We start from the raw sequence: 16,595 nt of genomic DNA, 5'->3' as shown, positions 1-16,595 counted from the left end.
ATGATAGAACAGGAAATGAAGGAGGGAACCATGAGCAAAAAAGAATTAAAGACCAACGCCATGCGTATTCTGGACCGTGCCGGGATCCCCTACACATACCAGACTTACGAGTGCGATGAATTTACAGATGGTGTGCATGTGGCCACCGGGCTGGGGCTTCCTGTCGCCCAGGTATACAAGACCCTTGTCACCGTAGGAAAGACGGGCCAGCACTATGTGTTCGTGATCCCCGTTGCGGAGGAGATCGACTTTAAGAAGGCAGCCAGATCCGTGGGAGAGAAATCTCTGGAGATGCTTCATCTGAAGGATCTGACAAAAGTCACCGGATATGTCCGGGGAGGCTGTACCTCCATAGGCATGAAAAAGCAGTTCCCCACCGTTATCCAGAAGGATGCGCAGGGGCTTGACCATATCTACATCAGCGGCGGGAAGCTGGGCATGCAGCTGTGCCTTTCCCCCATGGACCTGCAGAAAGTAACGGGAGCCTCCTTCGCAGACGTAACGGCAAAGGAGGATACGAAATGAAAGAAAAACTCGCTTTTATAGATGAACATACAGAGGCGGTCATCTTTGATCTTGGAAATGTTCTGCTTGGATATGACTGGCGGCCCTACCTTGCGTCGCTTGGATATGACGACCGGACAAACGAGATACTGGCGGAGGCCATCTTCCTCAACGAGGACTGGGAGAGAGGCGACAGAGGCGGTATCACTTCTCAGGAGTGGGAACAGCTTTTCGTTGAAAACGCCCCTGACTATGAAAAGCAGATCCGGCGGGTGTACAGCGGGATCGAGCAGACGATCTACCCGCTCTCCTACACGGAGAGACTTGTGCGCTTTCTGAAAATGCGGGGGCTGAAGCTCTATTATCTTTCCAATTATTCAGAGCACCTGTACAAAAAGACGCGCCAGCACATGGGGTTTCTGGAGGAGTTTGACGGCGGTCTCTTTTCCTACGAAGTATTGAGTATCAAACCCGAAGAAAAAATATACCGTCTGCTTCTGGACAAGTACAGCATTGTCCCGGAAAAAGCAATATTTTTTGATGACAGGCAGGTCAACACAGAGGCAGCTTCCCGCCTGGGCATCAAGGGCGTGGTATTTGAGCCGGACATGGCCTATCACATACTGGATATATAAATGACGCTGGATACAAAAACATAAGATTACGGAGGATAGACAGATGAAAAAAGTAGTAAAATTCGGTGGAAGCTCCCTGGCAAGCGCAGCTCAGTTCAAGAAGGCAGGGCACATCATACGCCAGGACGGCACCCGCAGATATGTTGTCCCGTCAGCACCGGGGAAACGGCATCCCCAGGACACCAAGGTGACAGATATGCTCTACAGCTGTTATCTCCTTGCCCTTCGGGAGGAGGAGGAAGAAGAGCAGTTCGAGGAGATGATCCTTGCCATCAAGGCGAGATACGATGAGATCATCCGCGGGCTGGACCTCACACTGGATCTTACAGACGAATTTCAGGTTATCCGGGAAAACTTCAGCCGGAAGATCGGGCGGGACTATGCCGCTTCCAGAGGAGAATATCTCAACGGGATCGTTATGGCTGCATATCTGGGCTATCCCTTTATCGACGCGGCAGATGTGATCTTTTTTAAAGAGTCCGGCGCCTTTGACGCTGAAAAGACCAACCAGGTCCTCTCAGAGCGGCTGGCGGACTGCGAGAGAGCAGTCATCCCCGGCTTTTACGGCTCCCTCCCGGATGGAAAGGTCAAAACTTTCTCTAGAGGAGGGTCGGATGTGACAGGCTCTATCGTGGCTAAGGCAGTACATGCTGACATGTATGAAAACTGGACAGACGTCTCCGGCTTCCTTGTGGCTGACCCGCGGATCGTCAAAAACCCGAAGGCCATTGACGTCATTACATACCGGGAACTGCGGGAGCTGTCCTACATGGGGGCTTCAGTACTCCACGAGGACGCTATCTTCCCTGTCCGCAAGGAAGGGATCCCCATCAACATCCGCAACACCAACTGCCCTGAAGACAAGGGCACGCTGATCGTGGAAGCCACCTGCAGAACTCCCAGATTTACTATCACCGGCATAGCAGGAAAGAGAGATTTCGCCTCCATCACAGTGGAGAAGGCTATGATGAACTCCCAGGTAGGTTTCTGTCACAAAGTGCTGGGTGTATTTGCCGACAACGACATTTCCATTGAGCATATGCCTTCCGGGATCGACACCATGACCATCTTCGTCCACCAGGATGAGTTTGAAGAGAAGGAGCAGGAGGTCATCGCGGGCATCCACAGAGCCGTGGAACCGGATTTTGTGGAGCTGGAGTCCGACCTTGCCCTCATCGCCGTTGTGGGGAGAGGCATGAAAGCCACCAGAGGTACTTCCGGACGTATCTTCTCCGCGCTGGCCCATGCGAATGTCAATGTAAAGATGATCGACCAGGGATCCAGCGAGCTGAACATCATCATCGGAGTCCGCAACCATGATTTTGAGGCGGCAGTCCGTGCCATCTATGACATCTTTGTCACAACACAGATCTAAAAATATGCGTAAGGAGCGTTAAGATAAAAATGAAACACGCAAACAGCAACATCCTGTTCTTCTTGAAACCCAAGGTGGAGATCGCGTACATTTATGATTATCACACCGTGCGCCAGGCTCTTGAAATCATGGAGCACCACAAGTATTCTTCCATTCCGATCCTGAGCAGAGATGGCAAATATGTGGGCTCTATCACAGAGGGAGATCTTCTGTGGGGTGTCAAAAAACTCCATCTGAACAACCTGAAAGATGCAGAGAACGTGAGCATTATGAAAGTGGACCGGCGCCTGGACTACCAGTGTGTAACGGCAAAATCAAAGATGGAAGATCTGATCGGCAGAGCCATGGAACAGAATTTTGTCCCTGTGGTGGATGATCAGGATAATTTCATTGGCATCATCACACGAAAGGACATTATCGGATACTGTTACAATGAGATGAAGAAGCAGGAGGAAACCTGCAGTGATTGATTTTCACACACACATTTTTCCGGAAAAGATTGCCGGTAAGACCCTGGAATTTCTTGCCGCCAGATGCCATATCAGCCCCTATACAAACGGGATGGCTGACGGGCTTCGCGCATCCACCCGGGAGGCGGGACTTTCCTTCTCCATCGTTCTCCCTGTGGTGACAAAGCCTTCCCAGTTTGATTCCATCAACCGGTTTGCCCTGCAGATGCAAGATCCGGGGGACGGGCTTTTATCCTTTGGCGGCATTCATCCGGACAATGAGAATTACAGGGCAAAGCTGCGCTATATAAAAGACGCGGGCCTGAAAGGGATCAAGCTCCACCCGGACTACCAGGGTGTCATGATCGACGATATACGATTCAAGCGGATCATCAGCTACGCCACGGAACTGGGACTGATCATCTGTGTGCATGCCGGTTTTGATCCGGGATACCCGGAGTGCGTCCACTGTCCTCCAAAGCTGGCCAGGGACATGATCCATGACGTGCAGCCCGAGCGGCTGGTTCTGGCACATATGGGCGGTTGCCAGAGGTGGGACGAGGTGGAAGAGTACCTGGTAGGTGAGCCGGTCTGGTTCGATACCGCAGCCGTCCTGGGAGAGATCCCGGACCAGCAGTTTATCCGGATCGTCCAAAACCAGGGCGCAGACCGCATCCTCTTTGCCACGGACTCCCCCTGGGCAGGACAGAAAGAATTTGTACAGTATATAAAGGAACTTCCCCTCACAGAAGAGGAGCAGGACCGGATCTTCCGGCTCAATGCTCTGGAGCTTCTGGGCCTGTCAGAATAAAGCCGGCCTGCCGACGGGAAGGTGAATGTGAAAAACTGATATTGTATTTTATAAAAATTTTTGTATAATTATAAACTATAATGTTTTATTACAGCGAAAAAGAAAAGTGAGGTAGATACTATGAGCAGTCTCATGACACCGGAGGGATACACATCCCCCCTCACCATTCGCGAGACAGAAGTCGCGATCAAAGAAGTGAAAGATTTTTTTGAGAGGGCCCTTGCAAAGTCCCTCCATCTGACCCGTGTCTCCGCGCCCCTTTTTGTCAAGCCCTCCACAGGCCTCAATGACAACCTGAACGGTGTCGAGCGGCCGGTGGCTTTTGGCATTAAAGAACAGGATGACGACATTGCAGAGATCGTGCACTCCCTTGCCAAGTGGAAACGCTACGCTTTAAAGCGCTACGGCTTCCACTCAGGCGAAGGTCTGTACACAGATATGAACGCCATCCGCAGAGATGAGGACACAGACAATCTCCACTCCATCTACGTGGACCAGTGGGACTGGGAGAAGGTGATCTCAAAAGAGGAGCGGAACACAGAAACACTGCACTACACGGTCCGCAAAGTCTACGAGGCTCTGAAAGAGACAGAAAACTATATTTCCAGACGCTACAATTACATAGAACCGCTGCTTCCTGAAGATATCACATTCATCACTTCCCAGGAATTAGAGGACATGTATCCGGATCTTTCATCCAAAGACAGAGAGAAGGCCTACGCTAAAGAGAAGAAGGCCATCTTTGTATCCCAGATCGGAAAAGTCCTGGCTTCCGGTGAAAAGCATGACGGCCGTGCTCCGGACTACGATGACTGGGAGCTGAACGGAGATATCATCGTCTACTATCCGGTGCTGGACATTGCCCTGGAGCTGTCCTCCATGGGTGTGCGAGTGGACGAGGATGCGCTGCGTCGCCAGCTGAAAGAGGCAGGCTGCGAAGACCGCGCCGAGCTTCCTTTCCAGAAATCTCTGCTTGCCGGCGAGCTTCCCTACACGATCGGAGGCGGTATCGGCCAGTCAAGAATCTGTATGTTCTGCCTGCGCAAAGCCCACATCGGCGAAGTGCAGTCCTCCATCTGGCCGGATGAGACAGTAGAAGCAGCAGAGGCTCACAATATTCATCTGCTGTAGGGAAGTCTTTCCCTGCAGCTGTCAGAGCATGCAAAAAATATTTCGTTTATTTTTCTGAAAATCATTGATTTTCGCGAACCTTTATGCTAAACTACACTAGTGTGCCGCACAGCGAGGTTCTATAAGTGTGCTCCGAAGCGGAGAGCCGCCGAAGCTGGCGAGTAATGATAATAGGAGGTGCCATATGTACGCAATTATAGCAACAGGTGGTAAACAGTACAAAGTAGCTGAAGGCGATATCATTAAAGTAGAAAAACTTGGTGTGGAAGCTGGAGAGACTTATACATTTGACCAGGTGCTTGCAGTAAGCGACAACGGACTGAAAGTCGGAAATCCTACTGTAGAAGGCGCGACTGTTGAGGCTTCCGTTGTAGAGAACGGCAAAGCTAAGAAGGTCATCGTTTACAAGTATAAGAGAAAAACTGGATATCATAAGAAAAACGGTCACAGACAGCAGTACACAGCAGTTAAGATCGAAAAAATCAACGCTTAATCATCTGGTGACACTTTATGATCCGGGTGACGATTTATCAGAACGAAAAGAAAGAATGCGCAGGTTTTCTGGCAAAGGGACATGCAGGCTTCAGTGAAGCGGGACAGGACATTGTCTGCGCGGCGGCATCTGTGCTGATGATCAACACAGTGAACGCTATTGAGGCATTTACGGATGACAAGACTTCTCTTGTATCAGATGATATGGAAGGGCTCATTGATTTCCGTCTCACAGACCGTCCCGGCAAAGAGGCAGCGCTTCTGTTAAAGGCCATGATCCTCGGACTAGAGGAGATGGCAAATGACAGCAACTATTCGGAATACATTCAGGTAAGATTTGAGGAGGTGTAACGACCATGATGAAATTAAATCTTCAGTTTTTTGCTCATAAAAAAGGTGTAGGTTCTACAAAGAACGGACGTGACTCCGAGTCTAAGAGATTAGGTGCAAAGAGAGCTGACGGACAGTTCGTAAAAGCCGGCAACATCCTTTACAGACAGCGTGGAACGAAGATCCATCCAGGTGTCAACGTAGGACGCGGCGGAGACGATACATTATTTGCATTAGTAGATGGTGTTGTCAGATTTGAAAGAAAAGGAAGAGATAAGAAACAGGTTTCTATCTATCCAGTAGCACAGTAATCAGCGAAGGTAAGACCCTGCCGTATATTGTAAACGGCAGGGCTCTTTTTTCATAAGGAGATTGAAGACATGTTTGCAGACAGAGCAAAAATATTTATCCGCTCCGGCAAAGGCGGAGACGGACATGTTAGCTTCCGACGGGAGCTCTACGTCCCCAACGGCGGCCCGGACGGCGGTGACGGAGGCCGTGGAGGCGACGTGATCTTTGAGGTGGATGAAGGTCTCAACACCCTCCAGGATTTCCGCCACAAAAGAAAATACGCAGCAAAAGACGGGGAGCCAGGAGGCAAGAGAAGATGCCACGGCGCTGATGCGGACGATATCGTACTGAGAGTACCGGAGGGCACGGTCATCAAAGAGGCACAGTCCGGCAAGGTCATTGCGGACATGTCCGGCGATAACCGCAGGCAGGTCATCCTGAAAGGCGGCCGGGGAGGCCTTGGCAACCAGCATTTTGCCACAGCCACCATGCAGATCCCCAAGTACGCCCAGCCCGGGCAGCCGGCACAGGAACTGTGGGTAAACCTGGAGCTCAAAGTCATTGCGGACGTGGGACTGGTCGGTTTCCCCAATGTAGGGAAATCCACTTTCCTTTCCAGAGTCACCAACGCAAAGCCGAAGATCGCCAACTACCACTTCACCACGCTGAGTCCCAATCTGGGTGTGGTGGACATGCCGGGAACGAGGGGATTTGTCATCGCCGACATCCCTGGACTCATCGAGGGAGCATCTGAGGGAGTGGGACTTGGACACGAATTTCTCCGCCATATCGAGCGCACCAAGCTCATCATCCATGTGGTGGATGCAGCCGGTACAGAGGGACGCGACCCGGTGGAGGATATTCGCAAGATCAACGCGGAGCTTCATGCCTACAATCCGGAGATCGCAGGAAGGCCGCAGATCATCGCGGCCAACAAGATCGATGCCATCTACCGGGAAGAAGGGCAGGAGAGCCCTGTAGAGCGTCTGAAGAGGGAATTTGAGCCCGAGGGCATCCCTGTATTCCCCATATCAGGCGTGACGGGAGAGGGCATACAGGAGCTTCTGTACGAAGTGTCCAGAAGACTGGATGAGCTGGACGACGAGCCTGTTATCTTCCAGCAGGAATACTTCCCGGAGGATGAGCTGATCTACGAAGACCTCCCCTACACCGTGGAGAAGGAAGACGATATCTACGTTGTGGAGGGGCCCAAGATCGAGAAGATGCTGGGATACACAAACCTGGACTCAGAGAAGGGATTCCAGTTTTTCCAGAAGTTCCTCAAGGACACTGGCATACTGGAGGAGCTGGAGGCCAAAGGCATCCAGGAAGGCGACACCGTGCGCATGTACGGACTTCAGTTTGATTATTATAAATAGTTTTCAGAACAGATAGGAGAGAAGGCAAAATGACAACAAAACAGCGGGCTTATTTAAAAAGCCTTGCCATGACCATGGATCCTATTTTCCAGATCGGAAAGAACAGCATGACTCCTGAGCTCACAAAAGCCGTGGACGAGGCGCTGGAGGCGCGTGAACTCATCAAGGTGAGCGTTCTCCAGAACTGTGCCGACGATCCGAAAGAGCTGGCCTCCATGCTGGCAGAGCGCACCCGGTCACAGGTCGTGCAGGTCATCGGCAAGAAGATCGTTCTCTACAAAGAGGGCAAAAACGAGAAAAAGAAGATCCAGCTTCCATAAAAAGATCAAAGGAGGTCCTTTATGAAGATCGGGATCATGGGGGGGACATTCGATCCGGTCCACAACGGTCACCTGACTCTGGCAGAATATGCCTGCCGGGATTATCAGCTTGACCAGGTCTGGTTCATGCCCAACGGAAATCCTCCCCACAAAGATAATAAGAATATCGTCTCTACGCCCCGGGAGAGGGCTTACATGGTCTCACTTGCCATCAGTGGACACCGGAATTTCCGCCTGGAAGACTATGAGCTCAGGCGCAAGGATGTGAGCTGTTCTTACCGGACCATGGAGTACTTTAAAAAGCTATATCCGCAGGACCATTTTTATTTTATCATCGGCGCCGACTCGCTGTTCTCCCTGGAGCAGTGGGTGCATGTGGAGCGTCTTTTCCCCACCTGCACACTCCTTGCCGCCTTTCGGGGAGACAAGAGCAGCCGGGAAGTCATGGACAGGCAGATCCAACTGCTGACAGAGAAGTACGATGCGGACATCCGACTGCTTTCCACGCCCCTTGTGGATATATCTTCCCATGAGCTGCGCCGCATGCTGAAGGACCATGAAAATGTAGATGGTCTCATGCCCAGGACAGTGGTGGACTATATACAGAAAAAGCAGCTCTATGCATCGCAGTAAGATAAAGAATGTATGAAGGAAGTGTGTGACATGAATGAAAATATTGATGTAATGCGCAAAAAGGTAAAAAAATATCTGGATAAAAACCGATACAACCACACCCTTGGCGTCATGTACACAGCAGGAGCCCTCGCCATGCGCTACGGGACGGACATGGACCGGGCACTGACAGCAGGCCTTCTCCACGACTCCGCCAAGTGCATCCCTAACGATAAAAAAATCCGGATGTGTAAAAAGAATCATATTTTTATCTCCCCTGCTGAGTACGCCAACCCCTCCCTTCTTCACGCCAAGCTGGGAGCCTATCTGGCGGCAAGTAAGTATCATATCGGGGACCGGAGCATTTTAAATGCCATTGCATGCCACACCACCGGAAAGCCGGAGATGACCCTTCTGGACAAGATCATCTATATAGCGGATTATATTGAGCCGAACCGGGCAGAGCTTCCCAATATGGCGGAGGCAAGGAGACTGGCTTTTGAGGATATCGACGAGTGCCTCTACCTTCTCCTTCGGGACTCCCTTGTCTATCTCCAGAGCAGGGGACTTCCTGTGGATCCGGCGACAGAAAAGACCTACAATTATTATAAAAAATATCTCAGAAAAAAAGAGGAGGAAAGCCTATGAACCATGCAGATATGATGGCGCTCACCGCATACCGGGCGCTGGACGAGAAAAAGGGCCGGGATATCCGGATCATCAAGATCTCAGACATCTCTGTCATCGCTGACTATTTCGTCATTGTGGACGGCGGAAGTTCCAGCCAGGTGAATGCCCTTGTAGACAACGTAGAAGAGAAGATGCATCTGGCCGGATACGCCATGAAGCAGCGCGAAGGCCGGGACGGCACCTGGGTGCTTCTGGATTACGGCGATGTAATCATCCACGTCTTCGACAGCGAGAACCGCTCCTTCTACAATCTGGAGCGCATCTGGAGCGACGGACAGGAGATCGATCCGGAAAGCCTCCAGGCATCATAAACCAGACAACTGTAAAAAGGCATCCCTAACGCTTCTCAAGGCAGGGGATGTCTTTTTTGCTGCCCTTAAATATATTGTAAAAAGCAGGTAATCCAGATATACTGAACTTATATATACAAGGACAAGGAGAGTTGGATATGGCAGTCAGAATTGCGATTATCGAGGACGACGAGGCTTTGCGGGACGGACTTCGCCTGGCCTTTGAGCTGGACGGCTGGGAGGTGGCCTGCGCCGGCACCATGCGGGAGGGGAACATGCTTTTAAGGGAAGGCGGCTGTGATCTTGCCGTACTGGACTGTAATCTCCCCGACGGAAGCGGCTTTGACATGATCAAAAAGCTGCGGGAGTCCTCCCGGCTGCCTGTACTCATGCTGACAGCAAGAAACAGCGAGATAGACGAGCTCCGAGGTCTGGAGCTGGGAGTGGACGATTTTATGAAAAAGCCCTTTTCCCTGGCTGTTCTGAAGGCCCGTGCCCGTAAGATGTTGAAAAAAGAAAGTCAGCCGTCTCTTCTTTCTTCCGGGGATGTAACCGTGGACCTTAAAACCGGAGAAGTGCTCCGGGACGGTGAACGCGTTTCTTTAAGCAGCACGGAACTGCGCCTTCTTGTCTTTTTGATGGAGCACGCAGGCCAGATCCTCTCAAAAGAGCAGATCCTTGACAGTATCTGGGATGCAGACAGAAACTTCGTGGACGAGAACACGCTGGCAGTTGCCATACGGCGGCTGCGTCTGAAAATAGAAATTGAGCCCTCAAATCCGAAACACATCCGCACCATACACGGTATGGGTTATATATGGCAGGAGCAGAAGAAATGAAAACAGAACAGATCCTTCTCTTATTTATCCTTATCCTTCTGGCTGCATGTACAGCCTTTGCCTGGGGCTTTGCGCATTACAGAAAGCGCTGGTTCTCTCTGTATCAGAATGTCCAGAATTTCCAGAAGGCGCTTCTTGAAGACGGACAGATCCCTGCCGGCTCTCCCGGGGAGGATGCAGAAAACATCATAAGGGACGGTTTTGTCCGGATCGAGAAGAAATACGGGCGGGAGAGGGAAGCGGCGCTGCGCGACAAAGACGCCATCCAGAGTCTCATTCTGGACCTCTCCCACCAGCTTAAAACGCCCCTTGCCAACATCCGGCTCTACCAGGAGCTGCTGCGCGCGCCGGACCTTCCCACGGATAAGAAGAAGCAGCTGGAAGACAGGCTGGAGGAGCAGACTGATAAACTGGACTGGCTTCTTGGATCTCTGTTTAAAATGGCTGACCTGGAGCGGGGCACCGCCACTCTCAATGCAGCATATACCTCGGTCATTCCCACGGTCCGGAAAGCCGTGGAGAGCATTCTTCCAAAAGCGGATCAGAAAAAGATCCGGATCGAAATGTCTCCTTTTTTGGATACACCTCTTTTTCACGATCCGGCCTGGACAGAAGAAGTCTTTGTCAATCTTCTGGAAAATGCCGTCAAGTACGCCCCGGAAGAGACAACCATCCATCTGTCCATGGAGTGCTATGAGACGTACGGCTCTGTCTGCATCCGGGATGAGGGCCCGGGCATACCGAAGGAAGAGCACAGCCGCATCTTTCAGAAATTCTACAGAGGCAGCTCCGCAGCCGGCAGGGAGGGCTGGGGCATCGGCCTCTACCTTTCCAGGCTCATCCTGGAAAAGGAGCGGGGCTATATCACTGTGGACTCAGCTGTGGGAGAGGGGAGCTGCTTTTCTGTGTTTCTGCCGGTTATGACAAAACGGTAAGAATTTTCCCAGCCTTCTGTAAGGGCTCTGTAAGGCGGCTCTGGTATCATAGAGTCAGAAAGGATAGAAAACAAAATGGAAGCTGTAAAAGTAGCGGATCTGCAAAAAGCATTTCCCGGCCCTCCGGGAACGGAAGAAGTGCTTAAATCTGTATCCTTTTCCCTGGAAGAGGGCAGCTTTACTGCCCTGACTGGTATCTCCGGCTCCGGCAAGACCACCCTCATCCATCTGCTGGCAGGGTTTCTGAAAGCCGATGCTGGCAGTATTTCTCTCCTTGGCAGAGACATACAGGACATGAGCGTAAAGGAAGCGGCCATCTTCCGCAGAAGACACGTTAGCGTGGTATTCCAGGAACCGGCTCTCCTTCCTTCCCTCACAGTGGAAGAGAACATTGTCCTTCCCATTGTCATGGACACAGGAAGGCTGCTGGATACAGAGCGTCTGGAGCAGATCATGGACTCCCTTCTACTGACAGAGAAGAGGCGGAGATGTCCGGCAGAATTATCCGGCGGTGAAAAGCAGCGGTGTGTATGTGCCCGGGCGCTTTTTTCTGATACAGAGCTGATCCTGGCGGATGAACCTGCCGCCAGGCTGGACACCAGGCAGGCGCTGGAATTAATGGGCGCCCTGAAAGAGTGCACCCGTACTTGGCACCGGACAGTTCTTATGGCCACCCACAACCTGGATCTGGCACAGATCTGTGACAGCCAGCTGGAACTAAAAGACGGCTCCATCTGTTTTCTTTAGGTGACGGATATGAAGATCATATGGAAAGTTCTGATAAAAGAGATCCGGCAGAAGCCGGGAAGATTTGTCATTCTCACAGCAGGCATGACCGCGGCCATCTTTCTTATCACAGTCATGACTGTCTTTTCCTCGTCCTGCCTCCATGCCATGATCCTGCAGGAAAAGAAAGAAAACGGTCCATACGAGGCCATCTTCCATGATCTGCCCCCCGGACAGGCTGACTCCCTTTCAGAGAATTCTGAGATCCGCCAGGTCTGGACGCTGAACCAGTGTCCGGAGGAGAGGGGGCAGACCAGTTCTTCCAAAGCCTCTGCTTCCGGCCGCGTATGCTGCGGCGTCTCTTTTAAGCGCATCTCTCTTTCAGTTTTCAAAAGATCCCAGGAGGTGGGAGAGGCCATCGGCATGGATGTTCTGCCCGAGGAAGAGCGGCCGATCCTCCTGGCCCGCACCAATCATACGGTGGTATCCCTCTATGACATCACTTTCAACGAAAAGCTGCTGGGCTACTATGGCGTGAACGTCGCCGGGACCACAGCAGGCTCCGCCTGGGCCATCCTTCTTCTGGACTTTGTCATTGCCCTGTTTGCCGCCGCTCTTTTGTATTACGCATCCCTCTCCGGCATGGAAGAAAAACTGAAGATCACCGGTCTTTTGGACGGTATCGGCATATCCGAAAAGCAGAAGCTTGGGTTTGCCTTTGGAGAGAACCTGCTGGCAGGCTGCCTGGCCATTCCTGCCGGCGTCCTTCTGGGCCTTTTGGCTCTTTCCGCAAGCATCCGCTGGCTGAAAGACAGATACTTCCCTGTAGAAGAGCTGCAGATCCATGTAAATCCTGTGCTGCTTCTGGCCGTCCTTGCAGGTACCATTCTTCTTGCTCTCCTTTCCGCCCAGGGGCTGTATGACCGGGTCAGAAAGGAGACGGTGCTCCATCTCATCTCCGGATACGACGAGGAGGAGGATGTGAACCGGACGGCTGTCCTCCTTGGGGCAGGGCGGCATTTCTTCAAGGCTGAAACGCTTCTGGCTGTCAAAAATGTCATCATGAATCACAGAAATTACAGTGTCTCCTCCGTTCTTCTTGTGATCGCGCTGTGCGTTTTTATGAACGGGATCGTGTACATGGAAGGCCTGACCTCACCGCCGGTGGTGGCGGATCAGTCCCTTCCCTTTGTGTCCCTGTGGGCTTCCGCAGAGGGCGGCGATACAACTGCTATCCAGAAAACTGCCTCCAGCCTGGAGGAGATCGAAGGCGTTGATACGATATCTGTGGTAAAAGAGGCAGAAGAGTACAGTGTCTTTGAGGGAATGGATATAGAGGGGATGAAAGCCTATCTGTCACAGATCCAGGATGAAAATATTCTCTCCGATATCGCGAACTATGAAGAGTATGACATGCCTTTAGAAATGATCATGGGTGACAGTATGATCCGAAGAGCCATCCGGATCATAGGCGTAGACGACCAGACATTTCAGCGCCTCCTGGGGCAGAGCGGAGCTACAGACACTGCCCCTGAACATGGCGCCGTATTACAAAGCAGCACCTGTCTTCCGACAGAAGAGGGAACCTTTCCCCTGTTCATCCAGGGAGAACAGACAACACTTTCTATCCTTAACACCATCCCATACCTAAGTGACAAAGAGATCCTTTTCCCGGAACATCTTTCCACGTCCGCCTCTTCGGACACTCTCGCCCATTTAGATGGAAATGTGATCCTCTATGTGCCCATGGGCACCTTTGACGAGATGATGGCAGGATATACCGATCCTTCCCTCTCCCTGGAGGTCACCCTTTCCAGGGACAAAGGAGAGAAAAGGGACCTGTCAGAAATCCTTTACCCTGACAACGCCGCCAGAAGGATGGAGGAAGACCGGGCAGTCATACAGAAGATAGAAGAGAAGTTAAAGGGGACCTCCCTGGAAGACCTGCAGTTCTACAGTCTCGCCGAAGAGTACCAGAAATCCTTTTTCGTCGGCGGAAAAGGGGCACGGCTCCTGCTTGTCACCGCCCTGGTGAGTACCGTGTGGATCGCCTCCATCCTGATCACGCTGCAAAGAGACGCGGCCTGCATACGGAGAAGAAAAAAGGAATTCGCCCTCTTACAGTCCATCGGCATGCCTTCCGGCAGGATCATACGGATGATCTTTCTGGAACATCTTACCTTTGCATTTGCAGGCGGGCTGGTGGGTATCCCTTTAAGCATATTTATCTTATCCGGTGTTTACAATGACGGCGGCGCGCCACAGATGCAGTCTGCGCTGGATGTGCCGATGGATCTTGTAGCAGGGCAGATCTTTCTGACTGCCTGTGTTGTACTGATCCCCTTCTTATATACGGTAAGAGAATTAAGGAAAATGGATATGATCGCTGTTATACGAAAGGAGGAGGCGTAACATGAAAGAAACCTACAGCATCCGGGCAGAACAGATCAGCAGGACATACGGAAGCGGCAGGGCAGGTGTCCATGCACTGAAGCCCACATCCCTCCAGATAAAGAATGGGCAGTTCACAGCCATCCTTGGGCCCTCCGGGTGCGGAAAGTCCACCCTGCTCCACGTCCTGGGCGGCATCGATGCTCCTGACCGGGGGAGAGTATGGATCAACGGAACAGAGCTTTACAGTATGAAAAAAGGAGACCGCTCCGTCTTCCGAAGGCGGAAGATCGGCATGGTCTATCAGTCCATCTACCTTCTCCCGGGACTGAACATAGAAGAAAACATTGCGCTTCCTCTTCTTCTGGACGGCAGAAACATTTCCAGAAAGCATCTGGAAACCCTCCTGAGTCTGACAGGGCTGACAGGGAAAAAGGCTGCCCTCCCCTGCCAGCTCTCCGGAGGCCAGCAGCAGAGAGCAGCCATCGCAAGGGCCGCGGCAGCCTCCCCGGATGTGATCCTGGCCGACGAGCCGACAGGCAATCTGGACAAAAAGAACAGGGATATTGTCATGAAGCTCTTTCGCAGGATGAACCAGGCCTGTCACATGACCATCCTCATGGTGACACACGATGAAGCGCTGGCAAAGCAGTGTGACCGGATCCTTTATATGGAAGACGGGAGAGTGATCCGGGATACGGATATGTGAGACAGCTCCCTAGAGACACAAATAATTAATTGTAAAAGATCAGTTTGACACATACAGCGCGACAGGAAGGCTACTGATAGGAATATTAAAAAATTTAGCGGGTTTGGGCTTTCGGTTATGCAAGTTGCACAAGAAAGCCCGCCCGCATTTTTTATTTTTTTGATTGTATAATATTAGTGTTTTATTGTATAATTTTTATAATAATATGAGAGGGGCTGTTTTAAAATGCGTTATATTGTCGATATTTTACAATTTGCTGTAGTAATACTTATTGTAGGTCTTATTGCAGAAAGATTTATGTCAAAAAAGGGAAAAGAAGTAAAAAATATAAATTATTATTTAAAAAAGGGGAATAGTTTACCTATTTCAATTTTAAAAGCAGTTGGTGCAGGGTATGTTTGGTGGTATAAAACATTCTTTAAAGTTGTAGTTGTTGCTGTTTTATCTTGGTTTGGAGCACCTATGACGAGAGAAGAGGAACAAGAGCAAGAAGATCTTGAGTATATGATGTATATGCAACAGCAAGAAGAAGAGAATAAATAAAAACCTGTGAATACAGATAAGGAGCGAAGCTTAACGGCTTCGCTCTCTTTTTTATAGAACCTTTGTGAATTATAAGACCTGTTCCCCCATTCAGGAGTTCTTCCTCAAATTGTACATTTAGAAAAATTGTGCTAAAGACTGCAAAAATTGGAATAAAGAAATCAAAATCACAGAGAACGGAATCGGGACAGCGGATGATTCCAGAAGAATCCAATTTATAAGAGAAGCGCTTAGCGGAGTGAAAGCCTGTGTGGCAGACGGAATCCCTGTGATCGGATATCTGCACTGGTCTCTCCTTGATAACTTTGAGTGGCAGAAAGGATTTGCAAAGACCTTCGGTCTGATCGCTGTAGACCGGACGACTCAGAAGCGGCATCCGAAGGAAAGTCTGAAGGTCCTGGGCACATATTCAGCAAATGCCGCTACAGGAAAAGGTACACCTCATCTGCGCCATTCATAAAATTTATTTATGAGACCTATTGACCGATTGTTACTACCGCTTGATACAATAAGCACAGTGATTGCAAGGAGAAGGAAAAACAAAAGGAAAATAAGCTTAGTTTAAGGAGGATCTTACAATGAGTAAATCAGTATTAATCATATCCGCCAGTCCGAGACAGGGCGGAAATTCAGACACCCTTTGCGACCAGTTCGCGAAGGGCGCAAAAGAAGCAGGTAATGAAGCAGAAAAACTGCGGCTCTCAGATCTTCATATCGAATACTGCTCCGCCTGTTATGCATGTAAAAAGATCGGCCACTGTGTAAAGCAGGATGATATGGAGTATGTGCTGGATAAGATGCGAGCAGCCAATGTGATCGTACTTGCCACACCGGTCTATTTCTACACGATGAACGCACAGCTCAAGACAATGATAGACCGGACTCTGGGCGGTGCACAGAAACCGGGACTCGAGAACAAGGAATTCTGTCTGATTGCTACGGCCGCAGACGGCAGGAAAGCGATGGAGCGCACGATCGACGGCATCCGCGGGTATCTGGAATGTCTGCCAGGTTCAAAAGAACGAGGTGTGATATACGGTGCAGGTGCATGGCAGATCGGTGATATACTCGAAAATCCGGCTATGCAGGAGGGAGTATCCCAAAGTTTGTGTAAACCTTCAAACTGATGTAAGATAGACTTAC

At 50.8% G+C, this 16,595-nt stretch carries 21 protein-coding genes and 1 pseudogene; all 22 read left to right on the top strand.

What is annotated here, in order from left to right:
* Positions 1-30 precede the first annotated feature (30 nt).
* Positions 31-525: a Cys-tRNA(Pro) deacylase gene (gene ybaK / locus Q5911_RS06210; protein ID WP_076777411.1), complete on the top strand. Its 495-nt coding sequence runs from the start codon at positions 31-33 to the stop codon at positions 523-525.
* On the top strand, positions 522-1,139 hold the full coding sequence (locus Q5911_RS06205; protein WP_303181750.1) for an HAD family hydrolase: 618 nt from the start codon (positions 522-524) through the stop codon (positions 1,137-1,139). Before ybaK ends, Q5911_RS06205 begins: the two co-directional genes overlap by 4 nt.
* A gap of 43 nt (positions 1,140-1,182) precedes the next feature.
* On the top strand, positions 1,183-2,514 hold the full coding sequence (locus Q5911_RS06200; RefSeq protein ID WP_076777409.1) for an aspartate kinase: 1,332 nt from the start codon (positions 1,183-1,185) through the stop codon (positions 2,512-2,514).
* 29 nt (positions 2,515-2,543) lie between these two features.
* The gene (locus Q5911_RS06195; protein WP_076777408.1) at positions 2,544-2,984 is read left to right on the top strand and encodes a CBS domain-containing protein; all 441 of its coding nucleotides are present in this window, start codon (positions 2,544-2,546) and stop codon (positions 2,982-2,984) included.
* Positions 2,977-3,774, top strand: a complete 798-nt coding sequence (locus Q5911_RS06190) for an amidohydrolase family protein (protein WP_303181746.1) — start codon at positions 2,977-2,979, stop codon at positions 3,772-3,774. Before Q5911_RS06195 ends, Q5911_RS06190 begins: the two co-directional genes overlap by 8 nt.
* Before the next feature lie 120 nt (positions 3,775-3,894).
* Entirely contained in the window at positions 3,895-4,905 is a 1,011-nt protein-coding gene (gene asnA, locus Q5911_RS06185; RefSeq protein ID WP_076777406.1) for an aspartate--ammonia ligase, read from the top strand.
* Between the two features lie 184 nt (positions 4,906-5,089).
* Complete coding sequence (gene rplU / locus Q5911_RS06180) at positions 5,090-5,398, top strand: 50S ribosomal protein L21 (protein ID WP_033125258.1); 309 nt, start codon at positions 5,090-5,092, stop codon at positions 5,396-5,398.
* Positions 5,399-5,415: 17 nt separating this feature from the next.
* Positions 5,416-5,748, top strand: coding sequence for a ribosomal-processing cysteine protease Prp (locus tag Q5911_RS06175; RefSeq protein WP_205147574.1), 333 nt, complete (start codon positions 5,416-5,418; stop codon positions 5,746-5,748).
* A 5-nt stretch (positions 5,749-5,753) separates the two neighbouring features.
* Positions 5,754-6,038 (top strand): 50S ribosomal protein L27, encoded by a 285-nt coding sequence (gene rpmA, locus Q5911_RS06170; RefSeq protein WP_033125260.1) that lies wholly within the window; start codon positions 5,754-5,756, stop codon positions 6,036-6,038.
* 69 nt (positions 6,039-6,107) lie between these two features.
* Positions 6,108-7,397, top strand: a complete 1,290-nt coding sequence (gene obgE / locus Q5911_RS06165; RefSeq protein ID WP_205147575.1) for a GTPase ObgE — start codon at positions 6,108-6,110, stop codon at positions 7,395-7,397.
* Between the two features lie 29 nt (positions 7,398-7,426).
* Positions 7,427-7,717, top strand: a complete 291-nt coding sequence (gene yhbY, locus Q5911_RS06160) for a ribosome assembly RNA-binding protein YhbY (protein WP_076777403.1) — start codon at positions 7,427-7,429, stop codon at positions 7,715-7,717.
* Between the two features lie 21 nt (positions 7,718-7,738).
* A complete protein-coding gene (nadD, locus tag Q5911_RS06155; protein ID WP_303181735.1) occupies positions 7,739-8,350 on the top strand; it encodes a nicotinate-nucleotide adenylyltransferase in 612 nt (203 codons plus the stop codon).
* A gap of 30 nt (positions 8,351-8,380) precedes the next feature.
* Positions 8,381-8,977 (top strand): bis(5'-nucleosyl)-tetraphosphatase (symmetrical) YqeK, encoded by a 597-nt coding sequence (gene yqeK / locus Q5911_RS06150; protein WP_303181734.1) that lies wholly within the window; start codon positions 8,381-8,383, stop codon positions 8,975-8,977.
* Entirely contained in the window at positions 8,974-9,330 is a 357-nt protein-coding gene (gene rsfS / locus Q5911_RS06145) for a ribosome silencing factor (protein WP_281724716.1), read from the top strand. Before yqeK ends, rsfS begins: the two co-directional genes overlap by 4 nt.
* A 137-nt stretch (positions 9,331-9,467) precedes the next feature.
* A complete protein-coding gene (locus tag Q5911_RS06140; protein ID WP_303181730.1) occupies positions 9,468-10,148 on the top strand; it encodes a response regulator transcription factor in 681 nt (226 codons plus the stop codon).
* Positions 10,145-11,083: a sensor histidine kinase gene (locus tag Q5911_RS06135; protein WP_303181728.1), complete on the top strand. Its 939-nt coding sequence runs from the start codon at positions 10,145-10,147 to the stop codon at positions 11,081-11,083. The genes Q5911_RS06140 and Q5911_RS06135 overlap by 4 nt, the downstream gene beginning before the upstream one ends.
* Before the next feature lie 75 nt (positions 11,084-11,158).
* Positions 11,159-11,830 carry an ABC transporter ATP-binding protein gene (locus Q5911_RS06130; RefSeq protein ID WP_303181726.1) on the top strand — a complete coding sequence of 224 codons (672 nt, stop codon included), beginning with the start codon at positions 11,159-11,161 and terminating at the stop codon, positions 11,828-11,830.
* A gap of 9 nt (positions 11,831-11,839) precedes the next feature.
* A complete protein-coding gene (locus Q5911_RS06125; RefSeq protein WP_303181724.1) occupies positions 11,840-14,221 on the top strand; it encodes an ABC transporter permease in 2,382 nt (793 codons plus the stop codon).
* Between the two features lies 1 nt (position 14,222).
* The gene (locus Q5911_RS06120) at positions 14,223-14,909 is read left to right on the top strand and encodes an ABC transporter ATP-binding protein (protein WP_281724711.1); all 687 of its coding nucleotides are present in this window, start codon (positions 14,223-14,225) and stop codon (positions 14,907-14,909) included.
* Positions 14,910-15,134: 225 nt separating this feature from the next.
* Complete coding sequence (locus Q5911_RS06115) at positions 15,135-15,452, top strand: hypothetical protein (protein WP_303181721.1); 318 nt, start codon at positions 15,135-15,137, stop codon at positions 15,450-15,452.
* A gap of 163 nt (positions 15,453-15,615) precedes the next feature.
* A pseudogene (locus Q5911_RS06110) lies at positions 15,616-15,912 on the top strand (family 1 glycosylhydrolase); the annotation flags it as partial.
* A 118-nt stretch (positions 15,913-16,030) separates the two neighbouring features.
* A complete protein-coding gene (locus tag Q5911_RS06105) occupies positions 16,031-16,579 on the top strand; it encodes a flavodoxin family protein (RefSeq protein WP_303181719.1) in 549 nt (182 codons plus the stop codon).
* Positions 16,580-16,595 lie beyond the last annotated feature (16 nt).

Origin of the sequence: Lachnoclostridium phocaeense (assembly GCF_959599685.1) — a bacterium.
In the GTDB taxonomy this organism is placed as follows: Bacteria; Bacillota; Clostridia; order Lachnospirales; family Lachnospiraceae; genus Claveliimonas; species Claveliimonas monacensis.
Note: the sequence above shows the minus strand (reverse complement) of the source record. Positions and strands in the feature narration are given on the sequence as shown.

Coding starts and splice junctions, on each gene's coding strand:
- ybaK (WP_076777411.1), top strand. CDS start 31: ATGAGCAAAAAAGAATTAAAGACCAACGCCATGCGTATTCTGGACCGT.
- Q5911_RS06205 (WP_303181750.1), top strand. CDS start 522: ATGAAAGAAAAACTCGCTTTTATAGATGAACATACAGAGGCGGTCATC.
- Q5911_RS06200 (WP_076777409.1), top strand. CDS start 1,183: ATGAAAAAAGTAGTAAAATTCGGTGGAAGCTCCCTGGCAAGCGCAGCT.
- Q5911_RS06195 (WP_076777408.1), top strand. CDS start 2,544: ATGAAACACGCAAACAGCAACATCCTGTTCTTCTTGAAACCCAAGGTG.
- asnA (WP_076777406.1), top strand. CDS start 3,895: ATGAGCAGTCTCATGACACCGGAGGGATACACATCCCCCCTCACCATT.
- rplU (WP_033125258.1), top strand. CDS start 5,090: ATGTACGCAATTATAGCAACAGGTGGTAAACAGTACAAAGTAGCTGAA.
- Q5911_RS06175 (WP_205147574.1), top strand. CDS start 5,416: ATGATCCGGGTGACGATTTATCAGAACGAAAAGAAAGAATGCGCAGGT.
- rpmA (WP_033125260.1), top strand. CDS start 5,754: ATGATGAAATTAAATCTTCAGTTTTTTGCTCATAAAAAAGGTGTAGGT.
- obgE (WP_205147575.1), top strand. CDS start 6,108: ATGTTTGCAGACAGAGCAAAAATATTTATCCGCTCCGGCAAAGGCGGA.
- yhbY (WP_076777403.1), top strand. CDS start 7,427: ATGACAACAAAACAGCGGGCTTATTTAAAAAGCCTTGCCATGACCATG.
- nadD (WP_303181735.1), top strand. CDS start 7,739: ATGAAGATCGGGATCATGGGGGGGACATTCGATCCGGTCCACAACGGT.
- yqeK (WP_303181734.1), top strand. CDS start 8,381: ATGAATGAAAATATTGATGTAATGCGCAAAAAGGTAAAAAAATATCTG.
- rsfS (WP_281724716.1), top strand. CDS start 8,974: ATGAACCATGCAGATATGATGGCGCTCACCGCATACCGGGCGCTGGAC.
- Q5911_RS06140 (WP_303181730.1), top strand. CDS start 9,468: ATGGCAGTCAGAATTGCGATTATCGAGGACGACGAGGCTTTGCGGGAC.
- Q5911_RS06135 (WP_303181728.1), top strand. CDS start 10,145: ATGAAAACAGAACAGATCCTTCTCTTATTTATCCTTATCCTTCTGGCT.
- Q5911_RS06130 (WP_303181726.1), top strand. CDS start 11,159: ATGGAAGCTGTAAAAGTAGCGGATCTGCAAAAAGCATTTCCCGGCCCT.
- Q5911_RS06125 (WP_303181724.1), top strand. CDS start 11,840: ATGAAGATCATATGGAAAGTTCTGATAAAAGAGATCCGGCAGAAGCCG.
- Q5911_RS06120 (WP_281724711.1), top strand. CDS start 14,223: ATGAAAGAAACCTACAGCATCCGGGCAGAACAGATCAGCAGGACATAC.
- Q5911_RS06115 (WP_303181721.1), top strand. CDS start 15,135: ATGCGTTATATTGTCGATATTTTACAATTTGCTGTAGTAATACTTATT.
- Q5911_RS06105 (WP_303181719.1), top strand. CDS start 16,031: ATGAGTAAATCAGTATTAATCATATCCGCCAGTCCGAGACAGGGCGGA.